Genomic DNA, 20979 nt, shown 5'->3' with positions numbered 1-20979 from the left:
GGAAAGGAGCCCTTATGCGTCTGAGTGCCATTGATTCATACAGTATGTACCTGTTCCACAACGGGACCAACGGAAACAGCTGCCGTCTCCTGGGAGCCCACCGGACCGTATGGCACAGGAAACCCTGTGTCCGTTTTTCCCTCTGGGCTCCCCATGCCCAAAAGGTCAGTGTGGTGGGGGATTTCAATCACTGGGATCCGGAAGCCAACCCTATGGAACGGGCAGAAGACGGGGAAATCTGGAAAACCTTTGTTCCCGATCTGCCGGAAGGGACCCTGTACAAATATGCCATCATCACCGCTTCCGGGGAAACCATCCTGAAGGCGGATCCCTATGGATTCCGGGCCCAGCTGCGGCCGGACACCGCTTCGGTGGTGGCTTCCCTGAACTACCGGTGGCGGGACGGAGCCTGGCAGAAGAGCCGGGCAAAATACGATTCCTACCATGGGCCCATGAACATCTACGAAGTCCACGCCGGCAGCTGGCGGCGTCATGAAGACGGCAGCTTCCTGAGCTACCGGGAACTGGCGGACGCCCTGGTGCCCTATGTGAAGGACATGGGTTATACCCATGTGGAATTCATGCCCCTGTGCGAATATCCCTTTGACGGGTCCTGGGGATATCAGGCCACCGGGTATTTTGCTCCCACCAGCCGGTATGGGAAGCCGGAAGATCTCATGTATCTGGTGGACCAGTTCCACCGGAACGGCATCGGGGTGATCCTGGATTGGGTCCCCGGCCATTTCTGCCGGGATGCCCACGGGCTCCGGTTCTTTGACGGGGAGCCTTTATACGAATCCGGGAATCCCCTGCTGGCGGAAAACAAGGACTGGGACACCATGAACTTCGACTACGGCCGGCCGGAAGTACGGAGCTTCCTCATATCCAGTGCCCTGTTCTGGCTGGAGGAATACCATTTCGACGGTCTCCGGATCGACGCGGTGGCCAGCATGCTGTACCTGGACTACGGGAAAAAGGACGGCCAGTGGCAGGCCAACAAATACGGGGGAAGGGAGAACCTGGAAGCAGTGGAATTCCTCCGGCAGCTGAACACGGCGGTGTTCCGGGAAAAGCCCCAGGCCCTTATGGTGGCGGAAGAATCCACCACCTGGCCTCTGGTGTCCCGGCCGGTGGATCAGGGAGGCCTGGGCTTCAACTACAAATGGAACATGGGCTGGATGAACGACATGCTCCAGTACATGAGCACGGATCCCCTGTACCGGAAAGGGTGCCAGGACCTGATCACCTTTTCCCTGTACTATGCTTTTTCGGAAAACTTCATCCTGCCCCTGTCCCACGACGAAGTGGTCCATGGGAAAAAATCTCTCATCGACCGGATGCCAGGGGACTACTGGCAGAAATTTGCCGGGCTCCGGGCCTTTTACGGGTATTGGATGAGCCATCCCGGGAAGAAGCTGCTGTTCATGGGCGGGGAATTCGGCCAGTTCATCGAATGGCGGTATGCGGAGCAGCTGGACTGGCTGCTGCTGGATTATCCCAAGCATCAGGAACTGCAGGCTTACAGCCGGGCGCTGAATCATTTCTACCTGGACCACCCGGAATTCTGGCAGGTGGATTACGACTGGACCGGCTTTGAGTGGATCAGCTGCGACGACCGGGACAACAGCGTCATTGCCTTTGTCCGGAAGGGACAGGATCCGGATGCGGAAACCGTTGTGGTGTGCAATTTCACCCCGGTGGTACGCCGGGAGTATCGGATCGGGGCCCCGGAACCGGGGGCCTGGGAAGAAGTGTTCAACAGTGACGCCGAAGAGTTCGGCGGCAGCGGAGTCCGGTGCGGGACGCTCCGGGAGGACGGCCGGGTGCTGGTGGAAACGGAAAAGGTGCCTTTCCACGGCCGGGAACAGTCCCTGGTGCTGACCCTGCCGCCTCTGGGTGTGCTTTATTTGAAAAAAATCAGGAAAACCGAAGGGGACGGAACCAAGAAAGTCAATCTCCCGGGTAAAGAAAGAAGAAGGTGATTCCCATGAAAGTGTTATTGGCAGCTTCAGAAGCCGTGCCCTTCATCAAAACCGGGGGCCTGGCGGATGTAATGGGGGCCCTGCCGGCCAAACTCCGCCGGGAAGGGGTGGAAACAGCTCTGGTGATCCCCAAATACGCCCAGGTGGCGGAAAAATACGGTGGCCGGATGGAACAGGTGTGGCAGGGAACCGTGGATCTGGCCTGGCGCCGGCAGTACGTAGGGGTGGAAAAGATTACCCTGGAAGACGGGGTGCCGGTGTTCTTCATCGACAACGAATATTATTTCAAACGGGAGGGCCTGTACGGGTTCTTCGACGACGGGGAGCGGTTCGCCTATTTCTGCCGGGCGGTGCTGGCCATGCTGCCCCATATCGGGTTCCGGCCGGATATCATCCACAGCAACGACTGGCATACGGGGCTTATGGGAGTGTACCTGAAGGAGGACTTCCAGAAGGATCCCTTCTACCAGGGCATCAAAAGCCTGTTTACCATCCACAACATGAAATACCAGGGCATCTACGGGCCGGAAATCGTGGAGGATGTACTGGGGCTGTCCCGGAGCCTGTTCGACAGTGGGAAAATCGAAAACGGCGGCTGCGTCAACTACCTGAAGGCCGGGATGGAATATGCGGACGCTGTGACCACCGTAAGTCCCTCCTATGCGGAAGAGATCCGGTATCCCTATTTCGGGGAAGGAATGGACGGCTATGTGCGGCTGTGCCAGGGGAAGATCACCGGGATCCTCAACGGCATGGATGAAAAGGCCTATGACCCGGCGGAGGATCCCCGGATCCCCTATGGCTATACGGACAAAGACGTGTTCATCCGGAAGCCCCTGGACAAGGAAGCCCTCCAGAAGGAACTGGGACTGCCGGTGAGCCGGCGGGTGCCGGTGTTTGCCATGATCTCCCGTCTGGTGGAAGCCAAGGGGCTGGATCTTCTGACCTGCATCATGGACGAACTGCTCCAGGAGGACATCCAGCTGGTGATCGTGGGCACCGGGGACAAAGCCTATGAACAGGCCCTTACGGACCTGGCCTCCCGGTATCCGGACAAGGTGTCCGTGAACATCCTGTTCAGCGAGGATCTGGCACATCGGGTGTATGCCGGGGCGGATTTCTTCCTGATGCCCTCCCGGTACGAAGCCTGCGGCCTGAGCCAGATGATCTCCATGAAATACGGCACCATTCCTGTAGTCCATGCCACCGGAGGCCTGCGGGATTCGGTCCAGAACTTCGAAAAGTTCTCCGGGGAAGGGAACGGCCTGTCCTTTGCCCACTTCAACGCCCATGAGCTGCTGTTCACCATCAAACGGGGGCTCAGCGACTATGAGGAGGACACGGTGTGGGAAAAGCTGGTGCTCAATGCCATGCACAGTGACAACAGCTGGGACAAGTCCGCCCGGGCCTACAAGGCTCTGTATGAAAAAATCGCCGGGCCGGGGGAAGCGCCGACACCGGCTGTGAAGCTGACACTGGAAGATGTGGCGGTAAAACTGCCGGAAGAGGCACCGGGGGAAGGACTGCGGACCAAAGCTGCCGGCACCCGGAAGCGGGCCCTCCGTAAAACCGCCGCCCACAAGAAGACGGCCCGGAAGACGCCGGTCCGGAAAGCCGTCCGGAAAAAACCGGAGTTCCGGTAAGGGACTCCGGGGATCCGGCTGGAATAGAAAAGGATAAGCATCGTGGAAATTACAGCCTATCATGATTCTCGTCAGACAGCCTGCCGTTTCCCCTTCGGGGCGGTCCCGGGAGGGACTGCCGTGACCCTGCATCTGGTGGTGCAGGGTCGGGGGACGGAGGCTGTCTTTCTGCGTCTCTGGGAGGATGACCGGGAGATCCTCCTGCCTATGGAGTGTACGGAGAAAGAACAGGAAGCCCCGGAGAGGGCGGAAGCCAGGCAGCCGGGGGAGGAACCGGAAGTCAGGTCCCGCCGGTACGGAATCACCTTCACCGTGCCGGACCGGGGCTGCCTGGTGTGGTATTATTTTCTGATCCGACAGGGAGAGGAAACCTGCTGGTACGGCAACAATGAGGCCCAACAGGGAGGAATGGGCCAGCTGTGGGACCGGGAGCCCCCTTCCTTCCAGATTACCGTCTACGACCGGGACTCGGTGACGCCGGCCTGGCTGAAACAGGCGGTGGTGTACCAGATTTTTCCGGACCGGTTCTGCCGGGGAAAGGTGCCGGCGGACCGGTTCCAGGGAAAGCCGGGAGCCCTGATCCACAGCGCCTGGGAAGGGGATCCCTGCTATGTAAAGGACAAAGAGGGCCAGGTGGCCTACTACGACTTCTACGGAGGCACCCTGGAGGGAATCCTGGAAAAGCTTCCCTATCTGGAAGAACTGGGCGTGAACTGTCTGTACCTGAACCCCATTTTCCAGGCCCGGAGCAACCACCGGTACGATACTGGGGACTACAAGGCCATCGATCCCTTCCTGGGTTCTGAAGAAACCTTCCGGATCCTGTGCCGGGAAGCACGGCGCCATGGGATGCGGATCCTCCTGGACGGGGTGTTCAGCCACACCGGGGCCGACAGCCGGTACTTCAACCGGGCCGGGACCTATAAGGGCCTGGGCGCCTGGCAGGGACCCGCTTCTCCCTATTACAAGTGGTACCATTTCCGGAAATATCCGGAAGACTATGGCTGCTGGTGGGGGGACCGATCCCTGCCGGAAGTGACGGAAACGGAGCCTTCCTACCTGGATTTCATCATCCGGGACAAAGACAGCGTGCTCCATCACTGGCTGGATGCCGGAATAAGCGGCTGGCGGCTGGATGTGGCCGACGAACTGCCCGACGGGTTCCTTACCTGTTTCTACCAGGAACTGAAGGCAAAGGAGCCGGATGCGGCCCTTATCGGGGAAGTGTGGGAAGACGCCTCCAACAAGGAGAGCTACGGAATCCAGCGCCAGTACCTGTCCGGGGGGAAACTGGACAGCGTGATGAACTATGTGCTCCGAAACCTGATGCTGGATTTTGCCCTGGGGAAAACGGACGCCCAGGGAGCGGACCGCCGGTACTGGCAGCAGGTGGAGAACTATCCCCGGGAGAATCTGTACGCCATGCTGAACCTTTTGGGGAGCCATGACGTGGAGCGGCTCCGGACTCTGTTGGAAGCCCGGTATGAACCGAAAAAGGCCCGGGCGCTCAACGGACTCCTCCGGGCCTGGCAGATGACCCTTCCCGGGGCTCCGGCAGTGTATTACGGAGATGAAGCCGGGCTCACCGGGGGCAGGGACCCGGAGAACCGGAAGCCCTTCCCCTGGGGGAAGGAGGACAAACAGCTGGAAGGCTGCTGCCGGAGCCTGATCCAGCTCCGCCGGTCTCATACTGCCCTGTCTACCGGACGGTTCCAGACTTTCTGGGCCCGGGGAGACGGGTATGTATATGGAAGGTTCCTGGAAGGGGGCCGGGACGTGTTCGGCCAGCCGGGTGAAAACGGAGTCTTTGTAATCGCCCTGAACCGGGGAGACCAGCCTCTCCAGGCGGAAGTGGATACGGAAGGCCTGGCGTACGGAGAACTGGAACCGGTATGGAACCTGGGGGACTGGCTGGAAGCAACGCAGACGGAAAGAAAGCCGGTGCCGGTTACGGGAGGTTCCTTTGTACTGGATCTGCCGCCTCGGAGCGCTGTAGTGTACCGGTGCCGGGAAAAAGCCCCGGAGAAGGCCCCTGGCAGGCTCCTGGAACGGGGCGCCGGGGTGCTCCTCCATTCCACTTCCCTGCCCGGGGAAAACGGCCGGGAGATCCTGGCTTCTGCTCTTGGGTTCCTGGATTTCCTCCAGGCTGCCGGCCAGAAGATCTGGCAGATCCTGCCCCTCAATCCGCCAGGGCTGGGAGATTTTCCCTATTTGTCCCAGTCTGCTTTCGGAGGTCAGGAAGCTCTGTTTGCCGGGGCCTTCCCGCTGCCTCGGAAAGAGGACCCGGAATTTGCCGTATACTGCCGGAAGAATCGGTACTGGCTGGAGGATTATGCCCTGTTCCGGGCTCTCCAGGGCAGGTTTCCCGGGCAGCCTTGGCAGACCTGGCCGGAAGAACTGAAAAACCGGGAGCCGGAGGCCCTGGAGAAAGCCCGCCGGGAGCTGGCAGACCAGATGACCAGGGCCGCCGGAGGGCAGTTCGTGTTCTGGAAAGCCTGGCAGCAGATCCGCCGGGCCGCCCGGGACCGGGGCATCACCCTCCTGGGGGATATGCCTCTCTTTGTGGCACCAGACAGTGCTGATGTGTGGGCTCACCGGGAACTGTTCCAGCTGGACGGGGACGGATATCCCACGGAAGTGGCCGGAGTACCCCCGGATTATTTCAGCCGGACGGGCCAGGTGTGGGGGAACCCTTTGTACAACTGGCAGGCTATGGAAAAGGAAAACTGGCGCTGGTGGCAGGAACGGTTCCAGGTGCTGGCCACAGAGGCAGACTGGGTCCGGATCGACCATTTCCGGGGGTTTGCAGCGGTTTGGGGGGTGAAAGCCGGTGCGCAGGATGCCCGGGAAGGCCGGTGGATCCCGGGGCCGGGAGCGGCTCTTTTTGAAGCCGTGGAGCAGGCCGTGCCGGACCTGGGCTTTGTGGCGGAAGACCTGGGGATCATCACCCGGGATGTGACAGAGCTCCGGGAAAAACTGGGGTTGCCGGGAATGCGGATCCTCCAGTTCCACAGCCGGACCCGTGAGGACGGAATCAGGGATTTTGCCACGGAACCCGGGTGCCTGGCCTATACCGGAACCCATGACAACAACACCCTGGTGGGGTGGCTCCAGGAAGACCTGGAGGAGGATGACTTCCAGAAAATCTGGGCCATGGTAATGCCCCGGGAAGCCGGAGTGCCGGACCGGAAGCGGGCTGCAGAACTGGTGGAGCCCCTGATCCGGTATCTGTACAGCCGGAACGCCCGCTGGACCATCGTCCCTGCCCAGGACCTGCTGGCCCTTCCGGGAAAATACCGGATGAACACCCCGGGCACCCCCACCGGGAACTGGCAGTGGAAGCTGGAAAAAGGCCAGCTGACAGAGAAACTGGCAGAGCGGCTGAGGAAGATGGTAAAGGAATGGGCCCGCTGAGGCGGGCCCATTCTGTCAACAGACAGCTGACAAAAAAACCACCCCCGAAGGGGTGGCTTTTTTGTATGAATCTTACAGATGGAACAGACCCAGCATCAGGCCGCAGGCCAGGGAGATCCAGGACAGAACCCACAGGCGGGGAGCACAGAAGGTGAGCAGTTCTTTGATGGAGATGCCAGCCAGGCCGCAGGCCAGGAAGGTGGTGGCAGCGTGAGGAGTAACCATAACGCCGTAGTTCTTCCCGATCAGCATGGCCATAGCCATGTTGTGAGGATCAACGCCGAACTGCTGGCCAACGCCGATGGCCAGAGGCAGCAGGCCGAAGAAGTAGGAGTCGGTACCCAGCATCATGCCGATGGGTACGGCGAAGAATCCGAACACATCCTGCAGATGGGGCCCCAGAGCTGCGGGAACAATGGCAATCAGCATCTGGGCCATAGCCTTCATCATGCCGGTCTTGGAGAGAACCCCCAGGAATACGCCGGAAGCCAGCAGGATCATGGGCATGGTCAGAGCGGTGGCAGCGTGCATCTTAATGGCACGAGCCTGGTCTTTGGCGGAATGGAAGTTGGCAACCAGGGCCACGGCCAGACCGAACATGAAAGCACCGTACAGAGGAATCTTGGTGAAGCACAAGAGGCCGATAACGAACAGGGTCAGGATGCCGTTGAACCAGATCATCTTGGGACGGCGCATGAATTCAGCATCTTCAGCGGACAGGTCATCGTCAGCGGATTTGTCTTCGTCGTCGTCAGACAGCTGAGCCGCTTTGCCGGTAGGATTCAGACCAGCTCCACGGCGTTTTTCCATAACCCCCATGTAAGCGGCGAATACCAGCAGGATGATCAGACCAACGCCCTGCAGGGGCAGCAGTTCCTGCCACAGAGCGTTTACGTCAGCATTCAGCACCACGCCGGTACGGGCTACAGGACCGCCCCAGGGCAGCAGGTTCATGATGGACATGGCCGCGCCGATGATGCACACCAGCACCACAGGACGCATGTGGAGCTTTTTGTAGATGGGGAGCATGGCGGGGATGGTGATCAGCAGGGTGGAAGCCAGAGCGCCGTCCAGGTGGGAAATAACAGCGATGCAGGCGGTGGCCACCGTAACCATCACAATGTTGGAACCGGCTTTTTTCACCAGCCAGTTCACCATGGGATCAAACAGACCCATATCACCCATCATGGAGAAGTAAACGATGGAGAAGATGAACAGTACAGCCGTAGACCAGGTCTTGCTCACCCCGGCTTTTACAAAGCCAAAGATTTCCGCAGGGGAGAACCCGCAGATGAGAGCCGCAATCACAGGTACCATCACAAACAGAGGTACCGGGTTGGATTTACCGCGGATCAGAGCGGCCACGATAATCACAACCATCAGGAAACCAACAATGCCCAAGAACATAATGCATTTCCTCCTTTGAATGGATTTTTGCCTCCGGAGCGGGCAGGCATCCGGGAGCGGATGAAAGATGAATCCTTTTCCTTACGCCACCATGGTAACATATGAACTTTCTGAAAACTAATATAAATATGAATATGCGATATATAAGAAAATTCTTATAAAACAGGCCAGAAACAAGGTGCCATGCGGGGCTCGGGGAATGGATATAATTTTCAGACTTTCACAGCAATAAAAACTTCTTGGGAAAACGCGGACCAGTAACAAAAAAACCACCCCCAAAGGGGTGGCTTTTTTTTATGAATCTTACAGATGGAACAGACCCAGCATCAGGCCGCAGGCCAGAGAGATCCAGGACAGGACCCACAGGCGCGGTGCGCAGAAGGTGAGCAGTTCTTTGATGGAGATGCCAGCCAGGCCGCAGGCCAGGAAGGTGGTGGCAGCGTGAGGAGTAACCATAACGCCGTAGTTCTTCCCGATCAGCATGGCCATAGCCATGTTGTGAGGATCAACGCCGAACTGCTGACCAACACCGATGGCCAGAGGCAGCAGGCCGAAGAAGTAAGAGTCGGTACCCAGCATCATGCCGATAGGCACGGCGAAGAACCCGAATACATCCTGCAGATGGGGCCCCAGAGCGGTAGGAACGATGGCAATCAGCATCTGAGCCATAGCCTTCATCATACCGGTCTTGGACAGCACACCCAGGAATACGCCGGAAGCCAGCAGGATCATGGGCATGGTCAGAGCGGTGGCAGCGTGCATCTTAATGGCACGGGCCTGGTCTTTGGCGGAATGGAAGTTGGCAACCAGGGCCACAGCCAGACCGAACATGAAGGCACCATACAGAGGAATCTTGGTGAAGCACAGCAGGCCGATGACGAACAGGGTCAGGATCCCGTTGAACCAGATCATCTTGGGACGGCGCATGAATTCAGCATCTTCAGCGGACAGATCATCGTCAGCGGATTTGTCTTCGTCGTCGTCAGACAGCTGAGCGGCTTTGCCGGTAGGGTTCAGACCAGCTCCACGGCGTTTTTCCATAACGCCCATGTAAGCGGCGAATACCAGCAGGATGATCAGACCAACGCCCTGCAGGGGCAGCAGCTGCTGCCACAGAGCGTTTACGTCAGCATTCAGCACCACGCCGGTACGGGCCACAGGGCCGCCCCAGGGCAGCAGGTTCATGATGGACATGGCTGCACCGATGATGCACACCAGCACCACAGGACGCATGTGCAGTTTCTTGTAAATCGGCAGCATGGCAGGGATGGTGATCAGCAGGGTGGAAGCCAGAGCGCCGTCCAGGTGGGAGATAACGGCGATGCAGGCGGTGGCAATGGTAACCATTACGATGTTGGAACCGGCTTTTTTCACCAGCCAGTTTACCATAGGATCGAACAGGCCCATATCACCCATCATGGAGAAGTAAACGATGGAGAAGATGAACAGTACTGCGGTGGACCAGGTCTTGGAAACACCGGCCTTTACGAAATCGAAGATCTGTACAGGAGTGAACCCGCAGATCAGAGCAGCGATGACGGGAACCATCACGAACAGAGGAACCGGGTTGGATTTACCACGGATCAGAGCTGCCACAATGATGACAACCATCAAGAAACCAACAACGCCCAAAAACATAGTGCAATTTCCTCCTTTGGAAATAAAATGGGGTGTTCCCTGGACGGGCAAGTCCGGGAACCGGAAAATAGTGCATAACACTCATACATAGTAACATATGAACATATTGAAAACGAATATAAAAATCGGAATAAATCTCATAAGCATATACTTATAGAAACGGTGCAACCCTAGGCTGTATGCGGGTTTCAGAAGAAAAGCGAAATTGTTTCATTTGAACATAAATAGAGATAATTTAAGAATATTTTAAAAAAGGGGGTGAGGGATCGGAGAATAAAAAAGCCATCCCCGAAAGGATGGCTTTTTCACTTATGGAATTAGAATTCCGCTTTCTTAACCTGACGGACTACGTCCATAACGGAACCGTCACGGGCTTCGATGATGCCCACGATCCGGTCGCCGAACTGTACAGGGTCAGGAGTGCCTACCATCTTGTATGCGGTATCCCGCAGTTCTTCGATGGTGCAGATGGGAAGATCGGTGTCTTTTACAGCATCGATGATATCCTGACGGCGGGGGTTGATGGCAATGCCGTAGTCGGTGACAACCACGTCAACGGTTTCACCAGGAGTGGTGACCGTGGTGCATTCGGTGCAGATAGCCGGGATACGGCCCTGGAGCAGCGGAGCAATGACGATGGTGCATTTGGCACCGGCAGCGGTATCCGGATGGCCGCCCTGAGCCCCGGTGATCACGCCGTCAGAACCTACCACAACGTTGACGTTGAAGTGGGTATCCACTTCCAGTGCGCCCAGGATTACATAATCCAGCTTGTTCACATAAGCGCCCTTGTTGAAGGGATCGGCATACTGGGAGGTGGTGATTTCGTAATGGTTGGGGTTGGTTTTGATGTCTTCGATGGAAGCCATGTCAAAATCCTGGGTGTCGGCAATCTTGTCGATCAGGCCTTCATGCTGGAGTTCGCAGATGGCCTGGGCAATACCGCCCATGGCAACCCCGATGTGGATGTTGTCTTTCCGCAGATGTTCTGCCAGGAATTTGGTGGAGGCAATGGAAGCACCGCCTACGCCGGTCTGGTAGATGAACCCATCTTTGTACCAGGGAGTGTGCACCATGAAGTCAGCGGCATACTTGGCCATCAGGAGCTTTCTCTGGTCGGTGGTGGGTTTGGCAGCACCGGTGGCAATCTTGGTGGGGTCGCCGATGGCGTCCACTTTGACCACATAGTCCACGTTGGTCATGTCGATGGAAGCAGGCACGTTGGGGAAGGGTACCAGGGTATCGGTAACCACAACCACTTTGTCCGCATACTGGGCGTCTACGGCAGCATAGCCCAGCACGCCGCAGTCAGCGCCGTTCTGGCTGCCTACTGCACGGCAGTTCCCCATGTCATCAGCGCTGGGAGCACCGATGAAGGAAATGTCGATGTGGGTTTCGCCGGATTCGATGGCACGGACACGGCCGCCGTGGCTGCGCATGATGGCCAGGCCTTTCAGTTTGCCGTTGGAGATGGCTTCACCGATCTTGCCCCGTACGCCGGAAGCCTGGATGTTGGTGATGGTGCCGTCTTCGATCATGGGAACGATGGCGTTCTGAGCCTTGCCCAGAGAGGTGGCGCAGATGGTCAGGTCTTTGATGCCCATTTTGTGGACAGCTTCCATAACCATGTTCACCACATAGTCCCCTTCACGGAAATGATGGTGGAAGCCCAGGGTCATGCCGTCTTTGATGCCGCATTTCTTCAGGACTTCTTCAATGGAATCCACTACTTTGCTGTAGTTGGGGTCAATCACAGGGGCAACTTTGTGGGTTGCGGCCTGGTATACTTTCTGATGTTTGGCATAGCTGCCGGCAAAAGCGTCTTTCCCGGTCAGCTTCAGGATTTCTTCAGGAATCTCTCTACCTACTGCGTTCTTCATCTTATAAATCCCCCTTGTACACACCGGCAGCCTTGGCCATGGAAATGGTTCTCTTGGCGCCGTCATAGAAGGCGATATCCAGCATCTTGCCGTTCAGCTGGAATACACCGATACCCATGGCTTTCTTGGTATCGATTTCCCGTACCACAGCTTCCGCCCAGCGGATCTGTTTTTCAGTCGGGGTGAACACGTCATGGCAGACAGGGATCTGACGGGGGTTGATGATGGATTTCCCATCGAAGCCCATTTGTTTGATCATTTCCACATCCTTGCGGAAGCCTTCCATGTCGTCCAGGTCGGTGTACACCGTATCGAAGCACATACGGCCGGTGGCACGGGCGGTGATTACCATCTGCTGACGGGCGCCCATCAGTTCCACACCGCTCTTGGAAATGCTGGTCTGCAGGTCACGGGTGTAGTCCCCGCCGGACAGAGCAATCCCGAACAGACGGTCGGAAGAGGTGCAGATGTCATACAGGTTCAGCATCCCTTTGGTGGATTCGATGGCAGCCATGATCAGGGTGCTGCCGATGGGACGGTGGAATTCCTTTTCAGCGGCCAGGATGTGTTCTTCCACAGTCTTGATGTCCTTGCCGGATTCAGTCTTGGCCAGACGGATGGCGTCGCAGCCGCCGGCAACGGAAACACGGATATCTTCTTTCCAGTGAGGAGTTTCCAGACCGTTGATCCGGACCACTCTTTCACAGCCATGATAATCGATTTCTTTCAGGGCATGGAACAGGGAGTACCGGGCAGCATCCTTCTGGTTTTCTGCAACGGCATCTTCCAGGTCCAGCATAATGGAATCGGGTTTGTATACATACGGGTCTTTGACCAGGCTCGGTTTTTGAGCGTTCAGGAACATCATGGATCTTCTCAGACGCTTGAAGTTCGGATTCGTATTGATAACCATCTTACAGCACCTCCCAGGGATTCGGCGTATCAGGATCCTCGTTGACAGAACGGAACACTGCGCCTTCCACGCGTGCTTTTAAAGTGCAGTCCAGAGCGCCCTTGTCCACAACAGAAACCTTTGCATTGGTTACGTCCAGTTTCTTCAGGGTATCCAGGACAACAGCCTTGATCTGCCGTCCATACTGATGGATGACGCTGCTTTCAATGGTGAGCTCAATGCCGTTGGTCCCGGGTTCTACCGTGATCTGGGCATCGGAAGACTCAACAGTGCCAGCCATGGCTGCCTTCTTCAATTCCATTAAAATCACTCCTTCTGAAAATCGTACATTGTACATTATGATGCACTTTGATAGTATCACAGGAAAAATTGGAAATCGAATATAAATAATGATATAATCTGTATAAGTCATTCCTTATCAAACGGCAGAAACTCCCACTCCATGCGGGGTACGGGGATTTGTGCAATTGTGTCAAAATATAAGAAATTAAAACTTCTTTGGAAATAGGGGAATTTTTGGGAAAAAAAAGGAAACGGAGGGTGTTATGAACCTGAAACATGCGCAGTATATTATGGAAATCATCAAGGAAGGGAGCATCACCAATGCTTCCAAGACCATGCACGTATCCCAGCCGGCCCTGAGCCAGACCATCAAGGCGGTGGAAAAATACCTGGGGGCTCCCATCTTCCTGCGGAACACCAATCCCATTGTGCTGACGGAAGCGGGGAAAAAATACATTGCAGCGGTGAAACAGGTGATCACCATCAGCTCCAATCTGCTCCATGAGGTGGCGGATATCCAATATGAAGGGTACGGCACCCTGCGGCTGGGAATCCCGGTCCAGCGGGCCATGCAGATGCTGCCCGCAGTGATGCCGGTGTTCCGTCAGCGGTATCCCCATATCAAGCTCCAGATCCATGAAGCGGGCAGCAACATTACGGAAAACGAAGTCCTCAACGGGGGCGTGGACCTGGCGGTGCTCACCACCACGCCCACCAACGACGAACTGAAGTATGAACTGGTGGAAACGGAAGACGTGGTGCTGGTAGCCAACAAAATGACCACCCTGGCCCAGCGGGTGAAGCCCGGGACCCCCATCCACATCACCGAAGCCAAGAACGAGGAATTCGTCTCCATTACCGAAGGCCACAATGTACGCCGGGTCCAGGATACCCTGTTCAGCGTCTATGAAATCAAACCCAATGTGATCTTGGAAACCTCCAGCATCGAAGTGGGGAAACGGCTGGTATCCGCCATGGAGGCAGTGTTCATCTGCCCGGATGTGTATCTGGACAATTACTTCTTGTCACAGGACAAGTGTGTGTTGTATCCTTTACTGGGCGTGGCCAACAAACGGTACTGCTATGTATGCTGCCGGAAGGACGCCTATCTCAGCCCCTATGCCCGGGCCTTCATCGAACTGATCCGGACCCTGGGGAAAACAAGGAAGGAACCATGACTCTATGAAAGAACCTGTAATCCATCTGGCCGGCCCGGCTGTGGAAGTGCCGGATATGCTCCTGGCCCGGGACGGCCGTGCTGCCGCCCAGAAAAAACTGCTGGAGCGGTATCACAAGCCGCTGCTGTTCTTCACCCAGAACATCCCGGGGCCGGTGAAGACTTCTGTCCTGATCCATCTGGGGTTCCTGGAGGGAATCCGCCGGTTGGAAAAGGCCCTGGCAGAAGCCGGGATCCCCATCCTGTTCCAGAAGGTCATTGACTGGAAAACCGGCTATGAAAAATACTATGTACTGGACGGGGATGCCCTCCGTATCAAGAAAATCGCCTGCACCATGGAAGGACAGGACCGGCTGGGCCGGCTCTATGACATGGATGTGCTGGCAGAAGACGGGCACAAGATTTCCCGGACGGACATCGGGCTCCCCGGCCGGCTGTGCCTGGTGTGCTCCCAGCCGGCCCAGGCCTGCGCCCGGAGCCGGAAGCACAGTGTGCCGGTGCTGGTGCGGAACATCCACCGGATATTGGAAAATTTTCTCATGGATCGGGTGGAACAGGCACTGCGCCAGGGACTCCAGGGAGAAGTGGATGCCACTCCCAAACCGGGGCTGGTGGACCGGGACAATCCGGGCGCTCACCGGGACATGGACTGGCACACCTTTGCCCGGAGTACTGACGCCATTGTGCCCCATCTCCGGCAGATGGCTGAAAAAGGCTGGAACTGGGAAGGGGAGGACGAAGCCCTGTTTGCCGCCCTCCGGCCCATGGGGGCGGCGGCGGAAAAGGCCATGTTCCGGGCTACCGGGAATGTGAACACCCACAAGGGAATCATCTTTTCCCTGGGCCTTGTGACCAGCTTCACCCTCCGTCACCTGGCCCGGACCGGAAAGGTGGAAAGCGAGGCGGTGCTCCGGGAAATCGGAGCGGCGGTGACACCTCTTCTGGAACGGGATTTTGCCAAAATCGACCGGTACCATCCCCACACCCACGGAGAAGTGCTCTATGTGGAACAGGGGTGCCGGGGAATCCGGGGGGAAGCCATGGACGGGTTCCCGGCGGTGGCAAAAATCGCCCTGCCGGCTCTGCGGAAGTTTCGGCAGGAAGGGAGACCGGACAACGAGGCCTATATCCAGACCCTGCTGCTGCTCCTGAGCCAAGTGGAAGACACCAACATCCTCAGCCGGTCCGACCAGGCTACCCTGGAACAGGCCCAGAAAGAGGCCGGGGCCGTGCTGGACAAAGGGGGCGCCTTCACCCGGGAAGGACTCCAGGCCGTCTGGGACCTGAACGAAAGCTTCGTAAAAAAGAACATCAGCCCGGGAGGCTGTGCGGATCTCTTGATCCTGGCCATTTTTTTGGAGAAGATGGAGGGATTGACGGCTGACCGCTGAAAAAAAATGGGGCGTGCTGCTCCATTTTTTTTCTTGACAAATTCCCACTAATTAGCTATACTTTCCTCATGCATTTAATGCATAGTGAAATTATATGAATTCTAAATCTGAAACGGGGAGAAGAATCATGGGAACGTACACGATGTGTTGCTGTTGTTGCCGAATGTGCAGCAGCGGCGGGACGGAGACTGTATAACCGGTCTTTGGACAAATGAACAGCTCTGCACGGAACATCATCAGCAGCGGAGGGACTGGCCCCTGGGAAGCTGCAGCGGCGGGAAATATCCCGGATGCTTGGTCAGCGGGAAAGATCCCGGCAGATGAGTCAGTGCAGACCCATGGTTTTTCTATTGCGCGCCATCTGTCGGACAGGTGGCGCTTTTTTGCGGCCACCGGAGCAAAATACAGATGAGGTGGTTATCATGGCAAACGAAACGAAAATCCCGGCAGTCCGTCCCACAGGGCTGCTGGGCAGCGAAGACTGGTGGGCCGTATGGCTGGGCCTGTTCATTACGCTCCTGGGTCTGGGAAAGATCTGGGGCTTTGACCTTTTGGGATGGGCGGCCACCTTTGGAGTGTGGATCGATCCTGCCAAAGCGGTGGGCACCGGATCCAAGGCCTATGCCTGGCTGGGCAGTGCCGGGGCTCTGGCAGCCACCTGGGTGTTCACCCTGGCAGTCACCTCCCTGGGGGCTCATTTCATGAAGGCGGATGTGAAAAAATTCGCCGGGGGCTTTTCGGTGATCTACTGGATCACCATCCTGTCCAACATCCTGGGGAACTACGCCTACCTGGCCGCCACGCCCAACAAACGGGAAGCCTTCCACATCGGCTGGTCCCTGAGCCTGGGAGAACTGGGCTTTGTGTTCGCCCTGCTGGCCGGACTGGTAATCGGGAACTTCTTTCCCGGCCTGGCCAAATATCTCTCCCATGCAGGCAAACCGGAATGGTACATCAAGACCGGCATCGTGATCCTGGGAGCCAACATCGGGATCCAGGCCATCAGTGCCCTGGGTCTGGCCAGCACCGTAATCCTCCGGGGTTTGTGCGCCGTGGTGGAAGCCTACCTGATTTACTGGCCGGTGGTGTATTTTGTGGCCCGGAAATTCTTCAAGTTTACTCCGGAATGGGCCGCTCCCATGGCTTCCGGGATCTCCATCTGCGGGGTGGCCGCCGCCATTGCCACCGGCAGCGCCATCAAAGCCCGGCAGATCATCCCCACCATCCTGGCTTCCGTAATCATTGTGTTCGTGGCAGTGGAACTTTTGATCCTGCCCTTTGCCGCTGCCTATTTCCTGCCCGGGGATCCCATGGTGGCCGGCTCCTGGCTGGGTCTTGTGGTGAAAAGTGACGGAGGCGCCGTAGCTTCCGGGGCCATTGCGGACAGCCTGATCCGCAGCCGGGCCCTGGAACTGTTCGGGGTCCGGTACCAGGAAGGATGGATCCTCATGGCGGCCACCACTTCCAAAGTGTTCATCGACATTTTCATCGGAGTCTGGTCCTTTATCCTGGCGGTGGTCTGGTCCGTGTACCATCTGAATGATCCCAAGGCTGCTGCCGGCGGCGGAAAGGTATCCAAAAAGGAAATCTGGAACCGGTTCCCCAAATTCATCCTGGGCTTCGTCCTGGCTCTGGTGGGGATCTTCCTGGCGGGCTGGGCCCATCCCTCCATTGTGGCCGGGGCCAAAGCCGGTGCCGGTCAGGCCAACCTGCTCCGGGCGGTGTTCTTCGGCCTGTGCTTCTTCTCCATCGGCCTGGTGACCAATGTGCGGAAGCTGTGGAAAGCCGGCCTGGGCCGGGTGATCGGGGTCTATTCCGTAGCCCTGGCCGGGTTCATCATCTGGGTGGGCCTGGGCATCTCCTACATTTTCTATCACGGCATCCTGCCGCCTACCCTGTAAGATCTTTTTGTGAGAAAGAAGGGATATAATATGGAAAGCGAAATCCTTACCAACGTCCATTCCACCGCCGATCAGTATTATGAAAGACAGGTGGTCCGTCCCACCGGGGCCAAAGTCCATGCCGCCCAACTGGAGGCTGACGAAGAAGAATACTTCCCCCTCCAGCCCATAGAGAAAAAACTCTGCGCCTGGTCCCTGGGAGTGGGACTGACGTTGATGGCCGTGTTCATCGGGGTGTTTGAGAGAATATAAAAAAAGAGCTGTTGCATGCGCAACAGCTCCTTTTTTTATTCCTTCCCAAACACCTGCTCTTTCAATCTCTTCCCTGTCTTGGTGACGGCCAGGCCGCCGCCGGCGGTTTCTCTCAGGGAGGCGGGGAGAGCGCTGCCCACAGCCCGCATGGCTTCTACACATTCATCCACCGGGATACAGGAACGGATCCCGGCCAGGGCCATGTCCGCTGCAGAGAAGGCGATGACCACCCCGCTGGCGTTCCGCTTGATGCAGGGGATTTCCACCAGTCCGGCCACCGGATCACATACCAGGCCCAGCTGGTTGGCAATGGCCATGGCACAGGCGTCCGCCGCCATCTGGGGAGTGCCCCCGGCCAGTTCCACCAGGGCTGCCGCTGCCATGCCGGAAGCACTGCCGCATTCTGCCTGGCAGCCTCCCTGGGCCCCGGCGATGCAGGCGTTCTGGGCGATGACCATACCGAAAGCGCCGGCGGTGAAGATGGACATGATCACATTCTTCCGGTCCATGCCCTTTTCTTCCATCATGGTCAGGAGACAGCCAGGGAGGATGCCGCAGCTGCCGGCGGTGGGGGTGGCCACGATCCGGCCCATGGAGGCATTGCAGCCTGCTACGGACAGGGCCCGGGCAATGGCGTGGTCGATGATGGTGCCGGAGAGGCCGCCGTTGGTCCGGGCGGTGTAGTCGTTCATTTTCCAGCCTTCCCCGCCGGTGAGTCCGGAAGTGGACTTCTGGTCTTTCTTTTCTCCGAATTTCACCGCATCGATCATTACGTCCAGATCGGTGGACATCCGGTCGAATAGTTCTGCCTGGCTTTGTTCCATGGATTCCGCCTGGTCAGCCAGGACCAGTTCGCTGATTTTTTTGCCGCTTTTTTCTGCGGCTTCCACCAGTTCAGCAATGGATGTATAGGTAAACATGGTTTCCTCCTTAAATGGCACGGATCAGGATTACGTTGGTAACGTACTGGACGGAACGGATGGCGTCGATTACATCCGCCGGGGGCATCCCGTCCACTTCGATGGTCATCATGGCAATGCCGCCCTTGACGGGACGGGTGAGCCGGAAGCTGCCGATGTTGATGTCCTTGTGTTTCTGCCACATAATATTGGTTACAGCCGCAATGACCCCCGGCCGGTCGTAATGGGGCACCAGGATGGTATTCCGTTCCCCGGTGAAGTCCACCTTCATGCCGTCCACATAGTCCACCCGGATGTTGCCGCCGCCGATGCTGGCTCCCTGGACCGTGTGCTGGCTGCCGTCAGCACAGGTCACCTGGATCCGGGCGGTGTTGGGATGGGAATTGGGGATCTCCGTGGGGATGTAGGTGTAATGGATGCCTTTTTTGTCCGCAATGGAGAAGATGCTGCGGATCTCTTCAGAATAGCTGTGGTACCCCAGGATCCCGGCCAGCAGGGCCTTGTCCGTGCCGTGGCCTTTGTAGGTTTTGGCGAAGGAACCGGACAGTTCGATTTTAATGTCCTTGGGCTCGCTCTGGAGCAGCTTGTTGGCCACCCGTCCCAGACGGACGGCACCGGCAGTGTGGGAACTGGAAGGACCGATCATCACCGGCCCGATAATATCGAAAATGTTCATGATGAACCTCCTGAAAGTGAAATAAAAAAACGTTCCATTCTCTCTGTCTGACCGGAACCGGACGCAGGGAGCAGGCTGTCAGGGAAATCCGGTAAAACAGGAAGGATTGTCGGATGTTTCCCTGACAGCATACCCATGGTGCCTGAATCTTGTCAAGCAGACAACTGCAGAAGGGGATCAGATGGAGATGGAACGCTTTTGACGGAAATTATTTTTTGATCCAGGTTTTGTAGATTTTGTCCACCACTACGGCGATGGCATTGTCCCCGGATACGTTGCAGGCGGTCCCGAAGGAATCCTGGGTAATGTACAGGGCAACCATCAGGGCGCAGATGGGGCCGTTGGGGTCGCCCTGTTCTTTCCCGAAGATCATCCACAGGAAGGGCAGGGCCGTCATGATGGAACCGCCGGGAGCACCCGGAGAAGCCACCATGGCAACCCCCAGGGTCATGATGAAGGGAATGACCGTGCCCAGGTGGATGGGGATCTGGTACATAAGGCAGACCGCCGTGGCACAAGCAGTAATGGTGATCATGGAACCGCACATATGGATGTTGGCGCACAGAGGGATCACGAAGTTGCGGATCTGTTCGCAGACGCCGTCAGCCTTGGAGCATTCCAGGTTGACCGGAATAGTGGCTGCGGAAGACTGGGTCCCCAGGGCGGTGGTATAGCCCGGGATCTGGTTCTTCATCAGGGTGAAGGGGTTTTTCCCGCTGAAGGAACCGGCAACCATGAACTGTACGAACAACAGAATCAGATGCATGGCGATGACCACCAGGAAAACTTTCCAGAGAACACTCAGGATCACGAAGGTCTTGCCGGAACGGGTCATGTCCACAAAGGTGCCGCAGATGTACAGCGGCAGGAAGGGAACAATGGCATGGGTCAGGACCTGGTCGATGATCTTGGAGAAATCTTTAAAGCAGTTGTACAGGGTATCCCCGATTTCCTTGCCCCGGAGGGAAGACAGGCACAGGCCCACGATGAAGGCCAGCACCACAGCAGAGATGGTGTCCAGGATGGGCGGAATGGAAATGGAGAAGAAGGGCGGCAGGCTCTTGCCGGCAGTCTTGGCCAGTTCTTCCAGCACCCCGGCGCTGATGAAGGACGGGAACAGGGTGTCTGCTACGGTAAAGGAGAAGGTCCCGCCAATCAGGGTGGAACCGTAGGCGATAATGGCGGTAATCAGGAGCAGCTTGCCTGCGCCCTGGCTCAGATCTGCGATGCCCATGGTCACATAGGCCAGAATCATCAAAGGAATGACGAATTTCAGGAAATTGCTGAAGATGCCGGAAAGAGTAACGACGGTACGGCAGACATCTTCCGGCAGATACTGCCCAATAAGGATACCAATGATAATGGCGATGATGATTTTTGGTACAAGACCGAGTTTCATGAAAACTAACCTCCCCTGAACTTGACAAACCGCTTCCCGCCGGCTGGGAAGCTTGCGTTTGACTTTTCTGTTTATTCAGTGTACTATGGTTGTACTCATAAAGC

The 20979-nt window shown here is 57.1% G+C and carries 15 protein-coding genes; 7 read left to right on the top strand and 8 right to left on the bottom strand.

The window, feature by feature from the left end; all coding sequences use genetic code 11:
* The first annotated feature begins 14 nt into the window (after positions 1–14).
* The 3 genes from glgB (at position 15) to malQ (ending at position 7039) form a co-directional block, all read left to right on the top strand.
* On the top strand, positions 15–1982 hold the full coding sequence (gene glgB, locus ACTQY1_RS04015; protein WP_022486964.1) for a 1,4-alpha-glucan branching protein GlgB: 1968 nt from the start codon (positions 15–17) through the stop codon (positions 1980–1982).
* 5 nt (positions 1983–1987) lie between these two features.
* On the top strand, positions 1988–3625 hold the full coding sequence (glgA, locus tag ACTQY1_RS04010; protein ID WP_308664313.1) for a glycogen synthase GlgA: 1638 nt from the start codon (positions 1988–1990) through the stop codon (positions 3623–3625).
* Positions 3626–3745: 120 nt separating this feature from the next.
* The gene (malQ, locus tag ACTQY1_RS04005; protein ID WP_441373800.1) at positions 3746–7039 is read left to right on the top strand and encodes a 4-alpha-glucanotransferase; all 3294 of its coding nucleotides are present in this window, start codon (positions 3746–3748) and stop codon (positions 7037–7039) included.
* A gap of 72 nt (positions 7040–7111) precedes the next feature.
* Here the strand turns inward: malQ and ACTQY1_RS04000 are convergent, their stop codons facing one another.
* The 5 genes from ACTQY1_RS04000 to citD all read right to left on the bottom strand — a co-directional run bounded on the left by ACTQY1_RS04000 (position 7112) and on the right by citD (position 13178).
* On the bottom strand, positions 7112–8446 hold the full coding sequence (locus tag ACTQY1_RS04000; RefSeq protein WP_441368954.1) for a CitMHS family transporter: 1335 nt from the start codon (positions 8444–8446) through the stop codon (positions 7112–7114).
* 303 nt (positions 8447–8749) lie between these two features.
* Positions 8750–10084, bottom strand: coding sequence for a CitMHS family transporter (locus ACTQY1_RS03995; protein WP_308664311.1), 1335 nt, complete (start codon positions 10082–10084; stop codon positions 8750–8752).
* Positions 10085–10401: 317 nt separating this feature from the next.
* A complete protein-coding gene (gene citF / locus ACTQY1_RS03990; protein ID WP_022486946.1) occupies positions 10402–11964 on the bottom strand; it encodes a citrate lyase subunit alpha in 1563 nt (520 codons plus the stop codon).
* A 1-nt stretch (position 11965) separates the two neighbouring features.
* A complete protein-coding gene (locus tag ACTQY1_RS03985; RefSeq protein WP_022486945.1) occupies positions 11966–12877 on the bottom strand; it encodes an aldolase/citrate lyase family protein in 912 nt (303 codons plus the stop codon).
* A gap of 1 nt (position 12878) precedes the next feature.
* Positions 12879–13178, bottom strand: a complete 300-nt coding sequence (citD, locus tag ACTQY1_RS03980) for a citrate lyase acyl carrier protein (RefSeq protein ID WP_022486944.1) — start codon at positions 13176–13178, stop codon at positions 12879–12881.
* Between the two features lie 244 nt (positions 13179–13422).
* Here citD and ACTQY1_RS03975 point away from each other — a divergent pair, with 244 nt between their 5' ends.
* The 4 genes from ACTQY1_RS03975 to ACTQY1_RS03960 all read left to right on the top strand — a co-directional run bounded on the left by ACTQY1_RS03975 (position 13423) and on the right by ACTQY1_RS03960 (position 17880).
* On the top strand, positions 13423–14337 hold the full coding sequence (locus ACTQY1_RS03975; protein ID WP_022486943.1) for a LysR family transcriptional regulator: 915 nt from the start codon (positions 13423–13425) through the stop codon (positions 14335–14337).
* Positions 14338–14341: 4 nt separating this feature from the next.
* The gene (gene citG, locus ACTQY1_RS03970; protein WP_022486942.1) at positions 14342–15727 is read left to right on the top strand and encodes a triphosphoribosyl-dephospho-CoA synthase CitG; all 1386 of its coding nucleotides are present in this window, start codon (positions 14342–14344) and stop codon (positions 15725–15727) included.
* A 422-nt stretch (positions 15728–16149) separates the two neighbouring features.
* Positions 16150–17628 carry a putative sulfate exporter family transporter gene (locus tag ACTQY1_RS03965; protein WP_308664310.1) on the top strand — a complete coding sequence of 493 codons (1479 nt, stop codon included), beginning with the start codon at positions 16150–16152 and terminating at the stop codon, positions 17626–17628.
* Between the two features lie 30 nt (positions 17629–17658).
* A complete protein-coding gene (locus ACTQY1_RS03960) occupies positions 17659–17880 on the top strand; it encodes a hypothetical protein (protein WP_022486940.1) in 222 nt (73 codons plus the stop codon).
* Between the two features lie 35 nt (positions 17881–17915).
* Here the strand turns inward: ACTQY1_RS03960 and sdaAA are convergent, their stop codons facing one another.
* The 3 genes from sdaAA to ACTQY1_RS03945 form a co-directional block, all read right to left on the bottom strand.
* A complete protein-coding gene (sdaAA, locus tag ACTQY1_RS03955) occupies positions 17916–18800 on the bottom strand; it encodes an L-serine ammonia-lyase, iron-sulfur-dependent, subunit alpha (protein WP_022486939.1) in 885 nt (294 codons plus the stop codon).
* Between the two features lie 10 nt (positions 18801–18810).
* Positions 18811–19476 (bottom strand): L-serine ammonia-lyase, iron-sulfur-dependent subunit beta, encoded by a 666-nt coding sequence (gene sdaAB, locus ACTQY1_RS03950; RefSeq protein WP_022486938.1) that lies wholly within the window; start codon positions 19474–19476, stop codon positions 18811–18813.
* 208 nt (positions 19477–19684) lie between these two features.
* Positions 19685–20875, bottom strand: a complete 1191-nt coding sequence (locus tag ACTQY1_RS03945; protein ID WP_022486937.1) for a dicarboxylate/amino acid:cation symporter — start codon at positions 20873–20875, stop codon at positions 19685–19687.
* Positions 20876–20979: the final 104 nt, after the last annotated feature.

The sequence above is a fragment of the Acidaminococcus sp. HCP3S3_G9_1 genome, assembly GCF_052122455.1.
Classification (GTDB): Bacteria; Bacillota; Negativicutes; order Acidaminococcales; family Acidaminococcaceae; genus Acidaminococcus.
Note: the sequence above shows the minus strand (reverse complement) of the source record. Positions and strands in the feature narration are given on the sequence as shown.